Raw genomic sequence first — 20,549 nt, forward strand, 5'->3', positions numbered from 1 at the left:
AATAGCTTTTTTCAACCCTTATATTAAATAAAATTGGCCGCATAATGAACCTAAGCACCAAACAAAAGCAGCACCTTAAAGGCCTAGCACACAGTTTGAAACCTGTTGTACTGATGGGCGCGAATGGACTCACTGAGGCTGTTCTAGCGGAAATCGAGATTGCCCTCAACCACCACGAACTGATCAAAGTGAAAGTAGCATCCGAAGATCGCGAAACTAAGCAGTTGATTATCGATGCTATCGTGCGTGAGACTGGCGCAGAAAAAGTACAAACCATTGGTAAGATTCTCGTACTATTTCGTCAAACCGAGCAACGTAAAATCGAGATCCCTCGTAAGTAATCAGTCGCGTTATCGACGCTCTGACTCTGGTGGATACAGACAAAAAAAGGTCGCACACTGCGACCTTTTTGATTGTTGTTGAAATGAATTAGAGGTATTCAACTTTATCGATTTCGAAATCTTTATCACCACCGGGAGTAGCGATAATCACCTCATCACCTTCCATTTTACCGATCAAACCGCGGGCAATCGGTGAGCTGACAGAAATGCGCCCAGATTTAATCTCAGCTTCATCTTCACCCACAATCTGGTAGCGTTTCACTTCATCAGTATCACTGTCAATCAATGTCACTGTTGAACCAAAAATCACTTTGCCTGTATTTTCCATTTTAGTGATATCGATCACCTGAGCAACAGATAGCTTATATTCAATATCACGAATTTGAGCCTCACAAATACCTTGCTCTTCTCGAGCAGCGTGATATTCCGCATTTTCTTTTAGGTCGCCAAGTTCACGTGCGGTTGCAATAGCTTGGGTAATTTGTGGACGTAATTTTAGCAGCCTATCTAACTCTTCGCGCAGCAATTGTTCACCACGAACTGTCATTGGAACTTTTTCCATTTTATACCTCTAATGCCAAAATTCGTATTTGGGCAAAACAAAACTACCCAACACAACAAAGGTTAGGTAGTACATGGATTAACATAGTTGCTAATTAGTGTAATCAAACTTCGTGACTAAATCATCTTAAATCACACGTGACCCCTGTCAGGTTTCTGTGAATGAGTTTGGGGGAAAGTGATAAAAAACAGACACAAAGCTCATTTTCACGAATGTTTTCGCACAAAAAACCGACCCACCTCACTAAAAAAAAATAAAAAACAAACTATTCAGACCAGTTGATAAAAACCAATAAACTAAATAAAAAACAAAGACTTGATATTTATTTACACGAAATAAAACGGTGTTCATAAACCTGTTTTATATCATTTTACTAACTAATTTCGGAACTTAAGAGTAAAAAGTAGAACACGAAATGCTAGTAACGTTTGGTTGTACGTTAGTGAAGGTTTACAAAACCCAACCTATGCAACTCAATGTTCAAAAGCACTCGAAGGACGATATAGATAGACGTCGCAAATAAAAATATTTATGGACAGTAAATTAGGACTAATAAGATGAACAAAACTCTGATTGCTTTAGCAGTATCAGCTGCTGCAGTAGTAACTGGTGTAAATGCTGGTGAGCTATACAACCAAGACGGTACATCTCTAGAAATGGGCGGCCGCGCAGAAGCACGTCTTTCTCTTAAAGATGGCAAAGCGGACGATGCATCACGCGTACGTCTAAACTTCCTAGGTAAAGTAGCAATCAACGACAGCCTATACGGTGTTGGTTTCTACGAAGGTGAGTTCACTACTAACGACCAAGGCGAAAACAAGTCAAATAATAACCTAGACAACCGTTACACTTATGCTGGTATCGGCGGTAACTTCGGTGAAGTGACTTACGGTAAAAACGACGGCGCGCTAGGTGTTATCACTGACTTTACCGATATCATGGCTTACCACGGCAACTCAGCAGCAGACAAAATTGCTGTAGCGGACCGCGTAGACAACATGGTGGCTTATAAAGGCCAATTCGAAAACCTAGGCGTTAAAGCAAGCTATCGTTTTGCTGATGCTTCAGTTGATACTACCAACGATAAATATGTGGATAACGGTCAAGACGGCTACTCTCTATCGGCTATCTATGCAATCGGCGACACTGGCGTTAAGCTAGGTGCAGGTTATGCTGATCAAGATACTCAAAACGAGTATATGCTTGCTGCATCTTACGCTATCTCTGATTTCTACTTCGCAGGTGTATTCACTGACGGCGAAAAAGACACTAACGTTGATTACACTGGTTATGAACTAGCTGCAGCCTACACAATGGGTCAAGCAGTATTCACAACAACTTACAACAACGCTGAAACAAGTGATGTAACTTCAAAAGATAACTTTGCAGTTGATGCAACTTACTTCTTCAAACCTAACTTCCGTTCGTACATCTCTTACAACTTCAACCTACTTGATTCAGACAAAGTAGGTAAAGCTAAATCTGAAGACGAACTAGCACTAGGTCTACGTTACGACTTCTAATTCTTGGCTTAATGTCATAGATTTAAAACGCCTGCTTGCTAGCAGGCGTTTTTTATCTCGCTATACTGTATGCACATTCCCCCCCTGAAATGCCGTGTTATGCTCTTATTCAACCGCAGTGCTTTTTTATTCATCCTCTCGTTCTTCTTTCCTTTATCGACTTTGGCGTATACGCCTTTGCAAACACTGCCACAAGGTACTCGGGTGGGTTTATTCGTTCACTCTTTAGCCACTGAACAGGTTTTTCAAGATACTAATAACATACAAGCGCTTTTCCCTCCTGCCAGCACTTTAAAAATGCTCACCGCGCTTGCCGCCACGCTAGAGCTTGGCGAACAATTTCGCTTCACGACTCAACTAACTCAACATGGCGATGACATTGTTATTCACTTCTCTGGCGACCCTACGTTAACCAGCCAAGATATGAAGCAGCTACTCAGCGAGCTAAAAAAACAGGGCATCTCACAAATAAAAGGCAACCTTTGGTTAGATAATTCAGCCTTTTCAGGTTACGACCGCGCGGTTGGATCACCTTGGGATATTCTGGGGGTATGCTATAGCGCCCCATCAAGTGCAATCACTCTGGATGGTAATTGTGTGCAAGCCTCTATTTATACGCAACCGAACGGGAAAACTCGGGTTTATGTGCCTGAGCACTATCCCATTCACGTGACCAGCTACGCAAGAAGTGTTACTAAGACTGAACAAGAGAGCGCTCGCTGTGATTTAGAACTGCGTACTTCAGAGCAGAACCATTACCAGCTCGACGGCTGTTTGGCCGAGCGAACACAACCTCTGCCACTAAAGTTTGCCGTGCAAGACCCAAACTTATACGCCACACGTATGATTTATAAGCAACTCAAACAAGTTGGCATTGAATTGCTAGGCGAGGTTAAGCTGGGTGTAAAGCAAGATGAACTGAGCATAGAAAAGGGTGCATTGATAGCAACACATCAATCTATGCCACTGTACCCGTTGTTAGAAATGATGCTTAAAGAGTCTGACAATTTGATTGCTGACAGTTTAACCAAAACACTTGGCCAGCATTTTTTTATTCAACCCGGCAGTTTTAGTAATGGCACCGAGGCGATCAAGCAAATCCTTTTTTCTCGAACAGGCATCAACTTGGCACAAGCTCAGTTGGCTGATGGTTCGGGTTTATCACGTAACAACCGCCTGTCAGTACAAAATATGGTGGATGTGCTGAATTACATTTGGATTAATAATCAAACCCTTAAGCTTATTGATATCATGCCTAAAGCAGGTGAATCCGGTACCTTACAGTACCGACGTAGTATGCGTGGCCAAGCTATACAAGGGCAGCTGATTGCCAAAAGTGGTTCGCTTTATGGAACGCATAACATGGCGGGCTTCGGTTTAGATAAACAAGGAAAACCGAGTACATTATTTGTTCAATTTATCACTGATTATTATCCGCAAGATCAAGGCGATAACACTAGTGTTACCGCCCCGATTGCTCAATTTGAGACGCTCTTCTTTGAAGATGTCGTTAAGTTCAGTCAGCTCAGTCCTAATGAATAGTTCACCACGTTAAAGTAGATCCACATACCCGAAATATCGACGATAGAAGCCAGTACAGGGCTAACTAATACCGCAGGATCTAATTTAAAAACGCGCGCAGCAATGGGTAATAAGCCGCCAATCGTCGTTGAAATGGTGACTTGGATAAAGAGCGCAACCGCAATTGCAAACGCAATGTTTTCTAGTGGAAAGCCTCCGGTTGAGTTGGCATCACTAAACAACATAATGCGAGCCACCATCACCGCAGAGATAGCCAACGCAAGGCAAACCGCAACACGGCACTCCTTCCACAATACACGCAACCATTGACGTTTGCGTAATTCACCAACCGCCAACGCGCGCACGACTAACGTCGCAGCTTGCGAGCCAGTATTCCCACCTGCAGCGGCAATAACAGGCATATACACAGCTAAGAGCACAAGCTGACTCAATGTATCTTCATACTGGGTAATAATCAGCCCGGATACGATACCAAGTAGTGCCAATACAATAATCCAGCCAATACGCTGCTTCACATGTTCAATCACGCTAGTGGTTAAATAGCTTTGTGCCGTTTCAACTTCTGAGTAAATAAACCCCAATTGGTTAGCGTAATGGCGAGCGCGAATGTCATAGCCCCCTTTATCTAATTCACTGAGTAGTTGCTGAACATAACCAATAGTACAGTGACGTAAAATCGCCACTGCCTCTTCGATAGGCATCACTGCCAATAAATGTACCTGTTTTTGCTGTTCGTACTGCAAAAATGCATTACGAGCCGCACCAATCTCTTCCAAAGAAAAGTTAGGTGAATTTTCAATATAAATGTTGCTCATTACCGTCATGGCGAATCTCCCGATTGGCAAAGGTAACGACCATCGAAATGATAACCAAATGCAATATATTCATGAGCAATGACGTCATTGTTCATCAATGTAATTCACAGATAAGTTTTCATCTCAAACTAGAGAGCAGGAGAAAAATCGAGAGGAGTAAATCAGAAAAGATAAGCCCTACCACTGAAGGTAGGAGCGAAGATCGCCAATACCGAAAGCGGTTATTTTTCTCCCTTCATACTAGGGGGATGGTCGGTATTGTTCATAAAAATCTCCGAAAGTACTGCTCAATTAGCAGTGCGCAAATTGTACCAAAGCCTTTGGCGAAATACACTCTGATCTTTGCATCCAATGCGTTTCAATTTCAACCATACTCAATCACAAAAAACCACCATTCAGATTGGAGATTTAATGGCTAATTAATATGCCAAGATCAGACCCAGCAAAAAGCGCCCTTAGGCGCTTTGATGAATAGACGGTTCACTTTACTGTGATTTTTACTTTACAGTAACTCGTGCGAACTTACGCTTGCCGACTTGGTAAACATAAGTCCCCGCGGCTGGTACATTTTTGCTGTCGTCGATTTTTTCGCCATCTTGTTTGGCACCGCCTTGCTTGATCATTCGCATCGCATCAGACGTTGAAGCCACTAAACCGGCCTCTTTGAGCAGGTTAGTGATAGCAATACCCGCTGCAAATTCAAATTCTGCCATCTCTTCTGGCATCGCACCTTTTTGGAAGCGGTTGATGAACTCTTGCTCAGCCGCATCCGCCTCTTCTTTAGAGTGAAAACGTGCAATGATCTCTTTCGCCAGTAAGATTTTGAGATCGCGTGGGTTGGTGCCATTTTCAACATCAGCTTTGAACTGTGCGACTTCTTCCAATGGACGGAAAGAAAGCAACTCGTAGTAGCTCCACATTAATGTGTCAGAGATCGACATGATTTTGCCAAACATTTCACTTGGCGATTCACTGACACCAATGTAGTTGTGCGCTGATTTGGACATTTTTTTCTCGCCATCCAAACCAACAAGCAGTGGCATCATCAAGACAACTTGTGGTTTTTGACCATGTGCTTTTTGCAGTTCACGGCCCATCAGTAGGTTGAATTTTTGGTCAGTACCGCCAAGCTCAACATCTGTCTCCATTGCGACTGAATCATAACCCTGTAGGAGTGGATACATGAATTCATGAATGGCAATAGGCTGACCATTAGCGTAGCGCTTTTTGAAATCATCGCGCTCTAGCATGCGTGCCACTGTTTGGTTCGATGCAAGACGGATCATGCCTTCCGCACCCAATAGAGACAACCATTCAGAGTTAAACTGAATTTTCGTTTTAGCCGGATCGAGGATCTTAAACACTTGTGTCTTATAGGTTTCAGCATTACGCAAAACATCGTCACGAGTGAGCGGTGGGCGCGTGGTATTTTTACCGCTTGGGTCACCAACCATACCCGTGAAATCACCAATCAAAAAGGTGACTTCATGGCCCAAATCTTGAAATGCACGTAATTTATTGAGGATCACCGTATGTCCAAGATGGATATCTGGAGCCGTTGGATCAGCACCTAATTTAATGCGCAGTGGACGGTTTTCTTTCAGTTTCGCGATCAATTCATCTTCTGGGATTAGCTCTTCAACGCCGCGTTTAATTTCAGCTAAAGCCGCTTCAATACTCGCCATTCTTGTTCACTCCTACAGATTTGGCAAAATTTAATAGTTGAACATCTTACTTGAATAGCGATGCTTTTTGAAACCAGTTAGACTAACGAACCGGCTAATTTCTTTATAATTTACTAAACGAACCTAAATATGCTTTCAATTTTCGCTCGTCTCCCTTGGGTGCATCGAATCCTCATCGCCTTTTTAAGCGCACTCATGGTTTTCGCGCTGCTATTTCTGCCAAATCCTGAAGATCTCGCTCAGGATCCGAATCGTCTAGAAATTGGTCGCCATTATCCATTAACCATTAACGCAGAAGCACTCTCTCCGGGAATATCTATCTCGCCTTCCACCATGCTGCGTTGGGAAACTTATCAAGTTAAATCGGGTGAAAGTGCCGCCGTATTATTTCAGCGAATTGGGCTTTCGGCTCGCTTACTCTATCAACTCACGGCAACAAATCGTGATATTGACAGCCAGCTTTCACGACTTAAGCCAGGAGATGAACTGCAATTTGGCTTTGATGAAAATAATGAACTTGTTCAACTCAATCGCATTATTAGCGCCTTTGAAACCTTTCGTATCACTAAATCGGGCGATGGCTTTACTTCTGAGTTTGATAAAAAAGAGCTGATGTTCCAGTACAACTATGCCGAAGCGATCATTACTTCAAATTTTTGGAATGCGGGGATAAGCGCGGGTTTAACGGCAAACCAAATCATGGAGTTAGCGGGTATATTTGGTTGGGATGTGGATTTTGCGTTAGATATTCGTGAAGGTGACCAATTTAAGCTGCTATTCCAAGAAAAGGTGGTGGAAGGTGAGGTAATTGGCCGCGGAAATATCATTGCCGCCGCCTTTACCAACCAAGGTACGACATTCACAGCAATATTGGACGATGCAACAGGCAATTACTATGACGAAAATGGCCGGGCCATGAAAAAGGCCTTTTTACGCTCGCCGATCGATTTTCGTCGCGTGACATCGAATTTCAATCCTGTGCGTCGCCACCCCGTCACAGGAAAAGTCACCGCACACAGAGGAACCGATTATGCCGCGCCAGTTGGTACCCCAATTTGGGCCGCCGGCGATGGTGTGGTTGAGAAATCAAGTTACAACCAATTTAATGGTAATTATGTGTTTATTCGTCACAGCAACACCTACATTACCAAATACCTACACTTACAACGACGTATGGTCAAAACTGGTCAACGAGTCAAACAAGGACAAACGATTGGTACTTTAGGAGGGACAGGAAGAGTCACCGGCCCTCATCTCCACTATGAATTTTTGGTCAACGGTGTACACAAAAACCCAAGAACGGTCTCTTTACCGCAATCTAAATCCCTAACGGGCCAAGCAAAAACCACCTTTATCGCCAATGCTCAAATTAGGCTTGGGAAGCTAGAACGCTATAGCCAATTACTCTATGCCAATAAATAATAAGAAAAGGCCCACCAATAATGTGGGCCTCATTGTGTAAGATTGAGTAGATTACTCTTCGAGAGTAGGTGGTGGTTCCTTACGCCCCAACATCAACAAGCAAGGCGTCAGTACTAACGTTAAAACAGTGGCAAAAGCAAGGCCTCCCGCAACGGCCGTGGCGAGTTGTGACCACCATTGCGTGCTGGGAGCACCAAACTCAATTTTCTGGTTAATCAAGTCGATGTTCATCTCCAGTACCATTGGCAATAACCCTAAAATAGTCGTCACTGTGGTCAATAAAACGGGCCTTAAACGCTGAACACCAGTGCGTAAAATTGCCTCTTGTTTTGACAAGCCTCTGCGTATCAGTTGGTTATAAGTATCTATCAATACGATATTGTTATTCACCACGATGCCGGCCAAGGCGATGACCCCAATACCTGACATAATAATGCCGAAAGGTTTTTGGAAAATCAGCAGACCCGCAAATACTCCGACCGTTGAAAACAGTACTGCACTTAAAATGAGGAATGCTTGGTAAAAACTATTAAATTGCGTAACCAGAATTAACCCCATAACCACCAGCGCAATCAAAAAGGCATTTTTTAGAAATTCTGAGGAATGTTCCTGCTCTTCATTTTGCCCTCGTAATTTAAACTCCACCCCATTAGGTAAATTCAATTCCGACAATGCTTGAGTAACTTTCGGCAATTCAAGGGCCAGATTATACCCTTCCTTTAGATCCGCCATAATATCGATAACCCGTCGACCATCAATCCGTTTGATCGTATCTTGTTTGTGATCCGGTTTTATCTGCGCAAAATTGGTTATCGGCACCAGACCTGCGGGTGTGTTGACCCGTAACTGATCAAATCGACCAATATCCCGCTTATCCTCTGGATAACGCACCAAAATATCGACCTCTTCGTTTGCATCATCAGGCAAGTAGTCACCAATTTTTAATCCATTAGTCACAAATTGCACTGTGTTACCCACCAATGTCGCATCGGCTAAAAATCGAGAAGCATCATCACGTCGAATATCAATTCGCCAGTCAATTCCTTCTTTATTTGAGGTGTCACTGATATTAGTCAACGCGGGATTGTTATCAGCCCACTTTCTGACCATTTTAGCGGCCTCATTAAGATTTTCAGGAGTACGCGCCGACATTTCAATCACCAGATCATGCTCAACCGGTGGCCCTGCATCTGGAAATTTATACTCGATTTCCACCCCTGAAAACTGATCTGTGGTGCTTTTAAGCTCTTCAATAATCGCTTTGACGGTGCGGCGATATTGCCAATCAACAGGGGTAATTTGAATCTGGCCAATTTCATCCTCTCCCCCCGTTCGAGTATAGACGCTCTCAAATTCCTCATGACCAAGCATCACCTGCTCAATTTCTCGCATTAAGGTGTCTTTTTCTTGGATGGAAAGATCGCCATAAGAACGAACTTTAACGGTGAAATAAGGCGGATCCACCTCAGGGAAGAATTCGGCACCGAGCCCTGCTTTGGCATAAGCAAAACCAATCACAATCGCGAGCACTATCGCACTGAACAGTATTTTAAGTGGGTGACGAATCGCAATGGCCAACGTGTGATAATAGAGCTTGGTGATGCCCGTCGCTTGGGCAAAATCACCTTCATGTAAAGCAATCATCCGTGCTTGACTGGCAGCCGAAGCATGTTGCGGTCGGCCAATTAAGCCTCCTAGCACAGGTACGAAAAGCAGTGCCATAATCAGTGACGCAGCCAGTGTAGCGATAAGCGTGAGAGGCAAGTATTTCATAAACTCACCCGTGATATCCGGCCAAAAAAGCAGAGGGGCAAAAGCGGCTAAAGTGGTAGCGGTTGATGCGGTAATCGGCCATGCCATCCGTTTTGCTGCATCTCGATACGCTTCTTTACGCGGCACACCTTCTTGCATGCGCCGATCAGCAAACTCAGTTACCACTATGGCTCCATCAACCAGCATGCCAACCGCCATAATTAATGCAAATAACACGACAATATTGACGGTTAGCCCAAACACCGACAAAACTAGTAATCCGGTCAAAAATGAGCCTGGTATTGAGATACCAACCAGCAGCGCCGTCCTCATTCCCAAAATAGCGATAATCACGATCACGACTAAAATAATGGCCGACAGAATATTGTTTTGTAGATCGTTGAGCATGATTTCAACGTCTTTCGACTCATCCCACGTGTATTTCACCAACAAATTACTTGGCCAATCTTCCCGTTTTTGCGCCTCTCCCATTACCGTTTTTACCAGCTCAACGGTTTCGATGATATTTTCACCAGCACGCTTTTTAACGTCCAACACCACCGCCGATTTGCCATCTAAACGAGCAAAGCTTTCAGGGTCTCGAAATGCTCGTCTGACGGTCGCGATATCGCCAAAGGTGATTACTTGCTTACCATCAACCTTCACCGGAAGCTCTAACACATCTTTCAAGGATTCAAAAACTGAAGGAACCTTTACGGAAAAACGTCCGTAGCCCGTATCGACGAAACCCGCCGCAACGACTTTATTATTCAGTGCGATTAAGTTATAGATATCGCCTTGATCAAGTCCGTAACTTTCCATCAATAGGGGATCGACAATGATCTCAACAATATCTTCGCGATCGCCAGCGATATCAACTTCTAATACTTGTCGGTAGCTTTCTAATTTGTCTCTCAACTGCCTTGCAATTTGTACGATAGCTCGCTCTGGTAAAGTGCCATAAAGCACCACTGATAATACCGGTTGCTCTGATGCCAATGTTACTTCGTTCACGGTCGGCTCATCGCTGTCTGCGGGTAGCTTCGGCTCGGCCAAATTGACCGCATCTCTCACATCCGCCATCGCTTTATCAAGGTTAACGCCAACGTTAAATTCCAAAACTACAGAAGCATGCCCTTCGGAAGCATTCGACGTCATCTCTTTTACGCCTTCAATAGAGCGCATTTCTTGCTCTAGGGGCCGCACGATAAGGCGCTCAGCATCACTCGGTGATATGCCTTGATGACTTACGGAGACATAAATAATAGGAATAGTAATGTCAGGGCTCGATTCTTTAGGGATCGAAAAATAGGTCGCTACGCCAGCGATCAAGATAAAAATCAGCAGCGATAACATAGTGCGCGAGCGAGATAGCGCCGCATCAATAATAGAAAACATGGCGCCCCCTACTGCGCTGAGTGGTTAGGTTTCTTGACCGCAATCACTTGATCACCATCTCGAACAAAACCTTGCCCAACGGTGATAATATCCACCGTCTCCCCTAGCCCAGTTAGCCACACACCATCTTGCTCCGCTTTTACCAATTGAATGGGGATGAAGCGAACACGATCTTGCTGCAGAGTTTTAACACCTAAATTTCCTTGATCATCAAGCGCAAGCATGGCCGGCGTGATTTTCACCGCCAGTTGTGTTTCCAAACTCATCTCCACTTCAGCGCTCACACCCGCGGGGATCGTTTGATTGGGATTGTCTAATTCCACTTCGATAGCAAACGTGTTGGTGGTAGGCGATGAGACGCGAGAAATATAACGAACCTTGCCATCGACAGTAGAACCATCGATAAAACGTACACGAGCAATTTGGTCTTGTTTGATTTTTTGGATGTGTCGTTCGCTGACATCCGCTTCTATCACTAATTTACTGAGATCAATAAAGGTGATCATCGGGTCACCCACTCCGACAAAATCGCCTTTTTCTATCAATATGTCTTGAACAATGCCATCGAAGGGAGCCACAACTGACGTATTACGTAAAGCCAATTGGGCACGACTTTGCACAGCGCTGGCTTCCGCTAAAGCGGCTTGCGCCGAAGCAAAGGCCACTTCGCCTTGCAAACCTCGATTTTTTAACGACTCAGCGGCACTGAATTCTTTTTGTTTCAGTTTGAACAAGGCTTGCGCACTCTCTAATTGAGTCGCTAGATCAGCTTGATCAATTAAGACGATCTGTTGTCCTTTATTGACAGGCTGCCCTTTTGCTATCGAGATTTGAGTAATTTTCCCTGCGATTTCAGCACCAATTTTAGCTTGACGATTAGGTGCGGTCCGACCGTAAAGATCGATATGCTTATCGGTCAATTCAGCCTCAAAAGATTGGTAAATAACTTTCGCAAGAGGAATGGTGTCATTGGCAGTTTGCCGGTGCTCTTCCGCTTTCAATGCCCCAAAACCTAACCAAAAACAGAGAAGTAGGATAAAAATCGTCGAGAGTAGCCAAGGTCGTTGCGAAAAAAAGCGGCCAATAGATGAACGGCTGATTTTGGTATCAGGCATAAATAATCCTTTATTATGTTCTTGCCTTCTTAAGGTTAAGGCAAAGCCCTACATAACATCCAAATACGTAGGGCTATTAAGCTTAATTAGCTACAGTAGATTAATTGTGCATCGAACCTTTTTTAGTTAAACACTAAATGATGCACCACAACCGCATGTTGTTGTTGCATTAGGATTATTGACAAAAAAACGAGAGCCTTCTAGGCCTTCTGTGTAATCGACAATGCCACCTATCAAATATTGTAAGCTCATCGGGTCAACCACTAATGTCACGCCACTATTAACTATTGTGGTATCGCCATCGTTTACATTTTCATCAAAGGTAAACCCATATTGAAAACCGCTACAACCACCACCAGTAATATAAACGCGCAGTTTTAGCGCTGGATTCTCTTCTTCAGCAATCAACATTTTTACGCGTTGTGCTGCAGTATCAGAAAATGACAATGGTACATTTACTTCACTCACGATGGCCTCTCTCACTCGTGTTAATACCTGTCAGACTTATTATGCTTAACTTATGCCTGTAAAGGTGATTCTTTTTTAATAATGCAATGATTATCTAATACCTGACCTATTCGTTCAAGTATTCACCGTCACTTAAGCTAAAACTCCAACTATCGAGGCATTATGCACTGAAAAAACACTCACTGTCGCGTGAGTTGTACACTATACGGCGCTTATTTGGCTGTGAATGGGCTCAGAAAATGAGTGAAAAAAAGTGTCTTTGGTGAGTTTGGGTATACAATGCGACACCAACTGGTCCGAACAAGCAGAAGAGGATAAATCCATGACCAAATCAGCAGAGCTTTATCAAAAGGCACAACGTGCAATCCCCGGTGGAGTTAACTCTCCTGTACGTGCTTTTAACGGAGTTGGTGGCTCGCCGATTTTTATCGACCGCGCAGACGGCCCGTTGATTTTTGATGCTGATGGCAAAGCTTATATTGATTATGTCGGCTCTTGGGGGCCAATGATACTAGGCCACAATCACGCGGTCATTCGTGAAGCCGTGATAGGCGCAGCGCAGCGCGGTCTCAGTTTTGGTGCGCCGACCGAGATGGAAATCGATATGGCAGAATTAGTTTCTGAGCTGGTTCCATCAATGGAACAGTTGCGTATGGTCAGTTCCGGTACCGAAGCGACGATGAGCGCCATTCGTTTAGCTCGTGGATTCACTGGGCGCGATAAAATTTTAAAATTTGAAGGCTGCTATCACGGTCATGCGGACAGTTTGCTAGTAAAAGCAGGCTCTGGCGCCTTAACATTAGGCCAACCAAGCTCTCCTGGTGTGCCTGCTGATTTTGCTAAACATACACTGACCGCCACTTTTAATGATTTAGAATCTGTACGTGAATTGTTCGCGGCCAATAAAGACCAAATAGCCTGCATTATCGTCGAACCAGTCGCGGGCAATATGAACTGTATTCCACCAGTAGAAGGGTTCCATGAAGGCTTACGTGAGATTTGTGACCAAGAAGGCGCTCTGCTGATCTTTGATGAAGTAATGACAGGTTTTCGTGTTGCACTAGGTGGTGCACAGGCTTACTACAACATCAAACCAGACTTAACAACGCTAGGGAAAGTGATTGGCGGTGGTATGCCTGTTGGCGCTTTTGGTGGACGCCGTGATGTGATGCAATACATCGCTCCAACGGGCCCGGTGTACCAAGCTGGTACGCTATCAGGTAACCCTGTGGCTATGGCTGCGGGTTATGCCTGCTTGACGCTTCTAAAAGAAGAAGGCAATGAAAAACGTCTCGCGGCCAAAACAAAGCAATTGGCTGATGGATTCAAAGAACTCGCAGACAAACACGGTATTCCTTTGCTGGTCAGCCAAGTTGGTGGCATGTTCGGCTTCTTTTTTACCGATCAAGAACGCGTCACCTGTTATGAAGAAGTCGCAAAATGTGATGTTGAACGTTTCAAGCGCTTCTTCCATTTGATGCTCGATCATGGTGTCTATTTAGCGCCTTCAGCTTTTGAAGCAAGTTTTACCTCTTTGGCGCATGGTTCCAAAGAAATTGAAGCGACATTAGAAGCGGCCGATCGCTGCTTTGCGATGATGGCAGCTCAAGCGGAATAAGCACCATTAGGCTGACTCATCATAATTATAAAGGGCTGTAAATCAGCCCTTTATTCATTTCAGACTCAATAAGCAAGCTATTATTGCCAGTAATAAATCACTAAAACGACCAACGCCATCATGCTGATGGCAAACCACGGTAGCTTCAACTTTTTTTTATGCTGGTTTTGACACCCTTTTTCATTATCACAACATCCCATCTCATCAGTTCCTCATTGATAACACGCTGATTTGCAGTCATTATAACCCTATTACTTTACAAGGTTGGATTAACAACGTGTCAGAAAAAGTGAAAATCACCTCTAGCCACTGGGTGCTCATTGCGGCACTTGTCGCTGCGGCTATTGCTTGTTATCTGTTGATTGCACCTTATATCAACTCGATTGTGATGGCTTTCATCATCTCGTTATTGATGTTTCCCATTCATGAGTGGCTCGAACGAAAAATCCCCAAATACAAAAATACCGCCTCGTTTCTCTCGTGTATTATTTTGACGTTTATTATTGTGATTCCACTGCTGTTTGTCTTTGCTGCTATTGTGCAGCAAGGGTCGGTATTTTCTCAGAACATGTACCAATGGGTCACCCATGGTGGCATTCAAACCGCCTTTGCTCATCCTTGGATTGTCAAAGGACTCGCCATTGCGAATCAATATTTGCCCTTTGATGAAATTCAGCCACAACAAATCGCACAAAAAGTGGGGCAATTTGCCAGTTCATTTGGCACCAACTTGGTCAGTATTAGCGCAAAAGTGCTGGGTGATGCGACCAGTTTTTTGATGGATTTCTTCTTAATGCTGTTCGTGTTGTTTTTCCTACTCCGTGATCACGATAAGCTCATCAGCGCTCTTAGGCACATCCTGCCATTGTCGCGTAGTCAAGAAGACAGGTTGCTCTGCGAAATTGAGCAAGTCTCCAAATCGGCTGTCATGGGGTCATTTTTAACCGCAATAGCGCAAGGCTTTGCGGGTGGGTTTGGTATGTGGCTCGCCGGTTTCCCTGGGTTATTTTGGGGCACCATGATGGGGTTTGCTTCGTTTATTCCAGTTGTCGGTACTGCTCTGATATGGATTCCAGCCACTATTTATCTCTTTCTAACCGGAGATAGCACATGGGGCATATTCTTGGCCCTCTGGAGCGTTATAGTTGTTGGCTCAATTGATAATTTATTGCGGCCCTTTTTAATGCAAGGGAGCGCGGGCATGAACACATTAATGATCTTCTTTTCTCTGCTCGGTGGTATTCAGCTGTTTGGCCTGATTGGGTTAATTTACGGCCCACTCATTTTTGCCATCACTATGGTGCTGTTTAATATTTATGAGGAAGAGTTTAAAGGTTTTCTCAATCAACAAGATAATAGCTAACTTTTGACTTACTGACGATCAAGCTAGAAGCAAGGGGCAGACTGTGCGAGAATCTGCCCCTCTTTTTTAGCGCAGAGCCTACTATGTCCAGTTACACCGCACCAAGTCAAATTGCCCAGCGTCAGCTTGCTTATTTCGAAGGAAAACATCTTTTAGTGGCTGGAGAAGCGGAGGATTTATTTCCTGTAGAGTTAGCTAATCATTGTCGCTCTGTTTCGGTGTTCACCACTCATTATGGTTACTACCGCCAACTCGAATCCTATTCGCAAATTACATGTCATTTTGGCGCTCAATTTGAGCAAAAAACCGATGCAGACATGATTCTGCTTTACTGGCCCAAAGCGAAGCAGGAAGCTGAATATCTGCTTGCGATGCTGTTGGCCAAACTGGGCAAAGAGACTGAGATTGTGGTCGTGGGTGAAAACCGCTCGGGCATAAAAAGCATTGAAAAAATGTTTGCAGCTTATGGGGTGGTTAAAAAGTATGATTCAGCTCGACGCTGTTCGTTCTATTGGGGGCAATGCACTCAGCAGCCACCAAGCTTCCAAATTGCAGACTGGTTCAAAACTTATCAGGTGCAGTATCAGCAACACGCACTGATTGTAAAAAGTTTACCTGGCGTATTTAGTCATGGCGAATTTGACCTCGGCAGCCAACTGTTACTCGATACACTGCCTAAACTAAGAGGAAAAGTTCTCGACTTTGGTTGTGGTGCTGGTGTACTGGGTACAGTAATGGCCACATTAAACCCAGATATCGAGATTGAACTGTGCGATATCAGCGCGCTTGCGATTGAATCAACCAAAGCAACCTTGATAGCAAATAACATATCAGGGAATGTATTTGCCTCTGATGTCTACTCAGATACCGCTAAAGATTATCAATTTATCGTCTCAAACCCCCCTTTCCACTCTGGATTAGAGACCAGCTATAGTGCGACAGAAGCCTTACTGGCTAACGCACCAAGCCATCAAACCGTGAAAGGCGAACTTTTTATTGTGGCCAACAGTTTTCTTAAATATACCCCGCTGATTGAACAGGCTTATGGTCATTGCGAGGTGTTAAATAAGACTAACAAATTCATCATTTACCACGCAAAAAAAACATTACAAAAGTCGCAACAATAAGTGTAATCCACTCTCAATTGGTCACTAAACTGGATGATTTTTACGAATTTTGCGTTAGTGACCACGCTTTCCACAGGACTTACTTGTCAAAGTAAAAAAACTCGTTAATTTCGTCACTTTAGGTTTTCTTTGTTTTTTTCATTCACTTTAACGACTACCTCATACCGTTAAAGCCTCACGGAAAGTAATGCCTTTTTCTATGTTTAGGTTCTCTCGTAAGCAAAAATTTAAGCGCCTGCAAAATACTCTTATGCTGGCTTTTCTCGTTTTGAGCATCACGCCTTTAACTGTGACTGCCATTTTTTTTCTGCAATCACACACTAAAGATCTTCAAGAACAAAGCACGTCTCACTTATTGTCAGTCAGAGACACTAAGCAACAGCAAGTTCTCGATTACCTCACGGCCAAAGAATCAGAAGTGATGGGGTTTGTCCGTTCAGAGTTAGCTTATGCTAGTGGAGGGCGCTTTTACGGCTTAGTCAATGCGTTCCAAAGACTTGGTCTGGATATTGATCAAGCTCGTGAGCATGCCCAGCAGCGTTATATTCCTGGCTCTGGTGATCAGATAAAAACGTCAATATTGCCACAATCGAGCAGCTATGTAGGCAGTGAACGGTATCGCCTACTGCACAAACGCTATCATTGGGCGTATTTAGAACTGCTTAAACGTTCTGATTTTGACGATATTTTACTGGTGGATCTCGATGGTGATGTCGTTTATTCCGTTTATAAGCACGACAACTATGGGACGAATTTACTGACCGGAAAATACAAAGATAGCAATCTGGGTAAAACATTCCGTCAGTTAGAGCAGCAAGTTGGCGAACAACGAAAAATCAATGAAGAATATACACCAGTCATTATTTCTGATTTTTCACAACAAGAAGGGCAATCAGTTGCTTGGCTTGGCGCGCCCATTATTCAACAGGGCTACCTGCACAGCTACGCCATGTTCCGCCTACCAAACAATGGCATCACAAAGCTCGTTGCTGACACCAATGCGACATCGCAAATAAGGACTTTACTCGTCGGGCAAGATCATCATTCTCGAATACTCTCTTACACGCAGCAAGAAATCGAGACTAGTCAAAAAGTGATCAATCTTGCGCTTTCTGGATTGAGTGCCGTTGGTACTTACACCAATACATTGAATGAGAAAACCATTGCCGCCTATGCACCTGTTGCAAACAAAAACATCAATTGGGCCTTGGTCGTAGAGATACCAGAAAAAGAGGCTTATGCGCGAGTTCATCAGCTTGAGAAGTTATTTATTTTCGCCATGCTAACCGCGATTATTTTAGTCGTCATCGCTTCACATTATCTCTCTAATTTTATTACCTCTCCCCTACTGAAGCTCACTTGGGCGGCAGAAAAAGTCTCAGCTGGGGATTTAGATGAAAATGTTATCAATACCGATCGTAAAGATGAGATTGGTCGACTCGCAGTGAGTTTTGAGCGTATGCAGCGTTCAATCCGAGAAAAAATGCAGCTGATTAAAGCGCAAAATAAAGAACTCGAAAGCAACATTCAATTAATCCGCAAACAGAACGATGAGTTGCATCTCGCTAACAAACTAAAAGATGAATTCCTAGCCACAACGTCACATGAATTAAGAACACCGCTGCACGGTATGGTCGGTATTGCAGAAGCACTGATCTCTGGGTCAAGTGGAACTATCACCGCCGATCACCGTTATCAATTGGGCATAATCATCAGCAGTGGACAACGGCTGACAAACTTGGTCGATGACTTACTCGATTACCATAAGATGCGCTATGGCAGCTTGGATATCAAACAGTGTGCTGTTGATCTATCCGGCGCAACACGCTTAGTGTTAGAGCTGTCTAACCATCTACTAAACAAAAAGCCCATTCGCGTAATAAACCAAATCCCTGATGAATGTATTTGGGTCTCTGCCGATCCACAACGATTAGAGCAAGTGCTTTATAACCTTGTAGGAAACGCCATTAAATATACGACTGAAGGGAAAATTGTCATTTCAGCCAATGTGGTTGATGACAAGATTCGTGTCCAAGTTGTCGATACGGGGCAAGGCATTCCTGCTGAACAACTTGAACACATCTTCGAACCACTGATTCAAGCAGGGCAAGATGCCAGTCGTTATCGACAAGGCGCTGGTTTAGGTCTTTCGATCAGCCGTCAATTGATCGAATTGATGCAAGGAACGCTTTATGTCAGTAGCCAACCTATGGTCGGTACAACATTCAGCTTTACCTTGCCATTAGCATCAAAAGCGGAAATTGAGTCGACAAGCTATATGGAAACCGGCCATTTCCAATCTCCGACCATTTCAGACATTGAGCTGCCTGAAATGCATTCACTGCCTGAAAATAAAGAAGGCCCAGTGCTACTGATAGCCGATGATGAACCCGTCAATCTGCGTGTCCTAGACAGCTTCCTACGTTTAGAAGGCTATCAAGTCCGCACCGCTAAAGATGGCAATGAAGTCATTAGCGCGGTCGAAAAAGAAAAACCGGAACTTCTACTGCTCGACATTATGATGCCAGGATTAAGCGGCTACCAAGTCTGTGAAAAGTTAAGAGAAACATACGATCATGCCGAACTACCTATCATTATGTTGACCGCATTAAATCAAACTGACGATAGAGTTCGTGGTTTTGCAGCGGGAGCGAACGATTACTTATCGAAGCCGTTTAATAAGCAAGAGCTCGCTGCACGTATTACGGCGCATTTAACGGCCAGCAAAGCTGAACAAAGACGTATTGAGAACAACCAACTGCAACAAGAGCTGAAGCATAGAGCAATGGTAGAGGCCAGTTTATTGGAAACCCAAGGCCGTCTACTAGAGCAGCTTGAATCTGCCCCTGAGGCCATTATTTGCATTCGAGACGATCATAAAATCCGCTTTGCGAACGAAGCGGCTGCTCGGTTATTTAAGCGCAGCCAAGAACAACTAAAGCGCTCAAATGCGGAAGAACTCATCGCTCCTAAATACTTAGTCGTCGAGCAAGAGCATTACTGCGGTAATATCGATATCTATGTCGAAGATACACGTCAACATATGTCTGCTGATGTGTTACGACTACCGGATGGCTCTGGGTTGCAGGCTATGTACATCTTTAACGTGGGTGGAAACATCAATGCAGCGCGCATCAATAACCTTGAAACCGCTATTGAAGCGCTATCCAGTTACGCATTTGAAGGCGATAAAGAAAAACTGCAGCAGCTCAAAGAACTCGGTGGCGAGTTCACTCGTATCGCCGACAAAGTATCGGGAGAGAGTCAATCTAAGCAAGATTTAATGCGCGAAGTACTGGTTGAAGCAATGACCAGTGCTTTAGATTACTGGGAACGGGTCAGTAACCAAAGCAAGTTTACCTTTGCAGAGCAGAGTGGGCTATGGCGAGTGTATCTCGATAGAAGCACATTACAGACTCGGACACTAGACAAGTACTTACGTATCGAGACACTGCCTAAAACACCTCGCTGGCGTACCGTTCTTAATTCGTTAGATTACATTCTTGATCATTGTCAGGAGCACGGCCCTGAACGCTCTCACATCGAAGCGCAGCGCGATAAATTGCAAAAGCTACTGACCTCATCACTCTAAGTACATCAACACCATTAAGCCTGCACTCTGCAGGCTTTTTTATCACTATATTTCCATGACCATCAACGGAACAACCACCCCATTGATGCATCCAGAGTGATGACTAGTTAAATTTAATCAATGTTAACCTCAAGCATCCATTACTCTGCTGCGCCTTATTCACTGCGTATTACAAACCTTACTTCTCAATAGAAAAAAAGAGGCAAAATGATGATAAAAATTAGAA

Annotated in this window: 14 protein-coding genes; 8 read left to right on the forward strand and 6 right to left on the reverse strand. The window is 44.0% G+C overall.

Annotation, left to right across the window (positions count from 1 at the left end; all coding sequences use genetic code 11):
• Positions 1 to 44: 44 nt before the first annotated feature.
• The gene (gene yhbY, locus AACQ21_RS10415; RefSeq protein WP_010318529.1) at positions 45 to 341 is read left to right on the forward strand and encodes a ribosome assembly RNA-binding protein YhbY; all 297 of its coding nucleotides are present in this window, start codon (positions 45 to 47) and stop codon (positions 339 to 341) included.
• Between the two features lie 88 nt (positions 342 to 429).
• On the opposite strand, the gene greA is transcribed toward yhbY, so the two are convergent.
• Positions 430 to 903, reverse strand: coding sequence for a transcription elongation factor GreA (gene greA / locus AACQ21_RS10420; RefSeq protein ID WP_013857625.1), 474 nt, complete (start codon positions 901 to 903; stop codon positions 430 to 432).
• A gap of 557 nt (positions 904 to 1,460) precedes the next feature.
• Here greA and ompU point away from each other — a divergent pair.
• Positions 1,461 to 2,426, forward strand: a complete 966-nt coding sequence (gene ompU, locus AACQ21_RS10425; RefSeq protein WP_105977488.1) for a porin OmpU — start codon at positions 1,461 to 1,463, stop codon at positions 2,424 to 2,426.
• A 99-nt stretch (positions 2,427 to 2,525) separates the two neighbouring features.
• Positions 2,526 to 3,968, forward strand: a complete 1,443-nt coding sequence (gene dacB / locus AACQ21_RS10430; RefSeq protein ID WP_105977489.1) for a serine-type D-Ala-D-Ala carboxypeptidase — start codon at positions 2,526 to 2,528, stop codon at positions 3,966 to 3,968.
• On the opposite strand, the gene AACQ21_RS10435 is transcribed toward dacB, so the two are convergent.
• Positions 3,947 to 4,792: a magnesium transporter gene (locus AACQ21_RS10435; protein WP_064624449.1), complete on the reverse strand. Its 846-nt coding sequence runs from the start codon at positions 4,790 to 4,792 to the stop codon at positions 3,947 to 3,949. The genes dacB and AACQ21_RS10435 overlap by 22 nt on opposite strands.
• A gap of 488 nt (positions 4,793 to 5,280) precedes the next feature.
• Complete coding sequence (tyrS, locus tag AACQ21_RS10440) at positions 5,281 to 6,468, reverse strand: tyrosine--tRNA ligase (protein ID WP_017045386.1); 1,188 nt, start codon at positions 6,466 to 6,468, stop codon at positions 5,281 to 5,283.
• Positions 6,469 to 6,597: 129 nt separating this feature from the next.
• On the opposite strand from tyrS, the gene AACQ21_RS10445 reads away from it, so the two are divergent.
• A complete protein-coding gene (locus AACQ21_RS10445) occupies positions 6,598 to 7,890 on the forward strand; it encodes a peptidoglycan DD-metalloendopeptidase family protein (RefSeq protein WP_017048386.1) in 1,293 nt (430 codons plus the stop codon).
• A gap of 51 nt (positions 7,891 to 7,941) precedes the next feature.
• Here AACQ21_RS10445 and AACQ21_RS10450 read toward each other — a convergent pair whose 3' ends face one another.
• From AACQ21_RS10450 to erpA, 3 genes are all read right to left on the reverse strand, one after another.
• The gene (locus AACQ21_RS10450; protein ID WP_017048385.1) at positions 7,942 to 11,040 is read right to left on the reverse strand and encodes an efflux RND transporter permease subunit; all 3,099 of its coding nucleotides are present in this window, start codon (positions 11,038 to 11,040) and stop codon (positions 7,942 to 7,944) included.
• Positions 11,041 to 11,048: 8 nt separating this feature from the next.
• On the reverse strand, positions 11,049 to 12,155 hold the full coding sequence (locus AACQ21_RS10455; RefSeq protein ID WP_105977491.1) for an efflux RND transporter periplasmic adaptor subunit: 1,107 nt from the start codon (positions 12,153 to 12,155) through the stop codon (positions 11,049 to 11,051).
• A gap of 126 nt (positions 12,156 to 12,281) precedes the next feature.
• Positions 12,282 to 12,623: an iron-sulfur cluster insertion protein ErpA gene (erpA, locus tag AACQ21_RS10460; RefSeq protein ID WP_026027518.1), complete on the reverse strand. Its 342-nt coding sequence runs from the start codon at positions 12,621 to 12,623 to the stop codon at positions 12,282 to 12,284.
• 322 nt (positions 12,624 to 12,945) lie between these two features.
• Between erpA and hemL the strand changes: the two genes are divergently transcribed.
• From hemL to AACQ21_RS10480, 4 genes are all read left to right on the forward strand, one after another.
• The gene (hemL, locus tag AACQ21_RS10465; RefSeq protein ID WP_026028237.1) at positions 12,946 to 14,241 is read left to right on the forward strand and encodes a glutamate-1-semialdehyde 2,1-aminomutase; all 1,296 of its coding nucleotides are present in this window, start codon (positions 12,946 to 12,948) and stop codon (positions 14,239 to 14,241) included.
• A gap of 277 nt (positions 14,242 to 14,518) precedes the next feature.
• The gene (locus AACQ21_RS10470; RefSeq protein ID WP_017045856.1) at positions 14,519 to 15,604 is read left to right on the forward strand and encodes an AI-2E family transporter; all 1,086 of its coding nucleotides are present in this window, start codon (positions 14,519 to 14,521) and stop codon (positions 15,602 to 15,604) included.
• 83 nt (positions 15,605 to 15,687) lie between these two features.
• Positions 15,688 to 16,731, forward strand: coding sequence for a 16S rRNA (guanine(1207)-N(2))-methyltransferase RsmC (gene rsmC / locus AACQ21_RS10475; protein WP_017048383.1), 1,044 nt, complete (start codon positions 15,688 to 15,690; stop codon positions 16,729 to 16,731).
• A 199-nt stretch (positions 16,732 to 16,930) separates the two neighbouring features.
• The gene (locus AACQ21_RS10480; RefSeq protein ID WP_105977517.1) at positions 16,931 to 20,323 is read left to right on the forward strand and encodes a response regulator; all 3,393 of its coding nucleotides are present in this window, start codon (positions 16,931 to 16,933) and stop codon (positions 20,321 to 20,323) included.
• The last annotated feature ends 226 nt before the right edge of the window (positions 20,324 to 20,549 follow it).

Source organism: Vibrio sp. V01_P9A10T6 (assembly GCF_963877065.1).
GTDB classification, from domain to species: Bacteria; Pseudomonadota; Gammaproteobacteria; order Enterobacterales; family Vibrionaceae; genus Vibrio; species Vibrio anguillarum.

What these genes read in the sequence shown, in the direction of transcription:
- tyrS (WP_017045386.1), bottom strand. Translation starts at nt 6,468, where the DNA reads ATGGCGAGTATTGAAGCGGCTTTAGCTGAAATTAAACGCGGCGTTGAA.
- AACQ21_RS10455 (WP_105977491.1), bottom strand. Translation starts at nt 12,155, where the DNA reads ATGCCTGATACCAAAATCAGCCGTTCATCTATTGGCCGCTTTTTTTCG.
- dacB (WP_105977489.1), top strand. Translation starts at nt 2,526, where the DNA reads ATGCTCTTATTCAACCGCAGTGCTTTTTTATTCATCCTCTCGTTCTTC.
- AACQ21_RS10445 (WP_017048386.1), top strand. Translation starts at nt 6,598, where the DNA reads ATGCTTTCAATTTTCGCTCGTCTCCCTTGGGTGCATCGAATCCTCATC.
- rsmC (WP_017048383.1), top strand. Translation starts at nt 15,688, where the DNA reads ATGTCCAGTTACACCGCACCAAGTCAAATTGCCCAGCGTCAGCTTGCT.
- greA (WP_013857625.1), bottom strand. Translation starts at nt 903, where the DNA reads ATGGAAAAAGTTCCAATGACAGTTCGTGGTGAACAATTGCTGCGCGAA.
- AACQ21_RS10435 (WP_064624449.1), bottom strand. Translation starts at nt 4,792, where the DNA reads ATGACGGTAATGAGCAACATTTATATTGAAAATTCACCTAACTTTTCT.
- AACQ21_RS10450 (WP_017048385.1), bottom strand. Translation starts at nt 11,040, where the DNA reads ATGTTTTCTATTATTGATGCGGCGCTATCTCGCTCGCGCACTATGTTA.
- ompU (WP_105977488.1), top strand. Translation starts at nt 1,461, where the DNA reads ATGAACAAAACTCTGATTGCTTTAGCAGTATCAGCTGCTGCAGTAGTA.
- yhbY (WP_010318529.1), top strand. Translation starts at nt 45, where the DNA reads ATGAACCTAAGCACCAAACAAAAGCAGCACCTTAAAGGCCTAGCACAC.
- AACQ21_RS10480 (WP_105977517.1), top strand. Translation starts at nt 16,931, where the DNA reads ATGTTTAGGTTCTCTCGTAAGCAAAAATTTAAGCGCCTGCAAAATACT.
- hemL (WP_026028237.1), top strand. Translation starts at nt 12,946, where the DNA reads ATGACCAAATCAGCAGAGCTTTATCAAAAGGCACAACGTGCAATCCCC.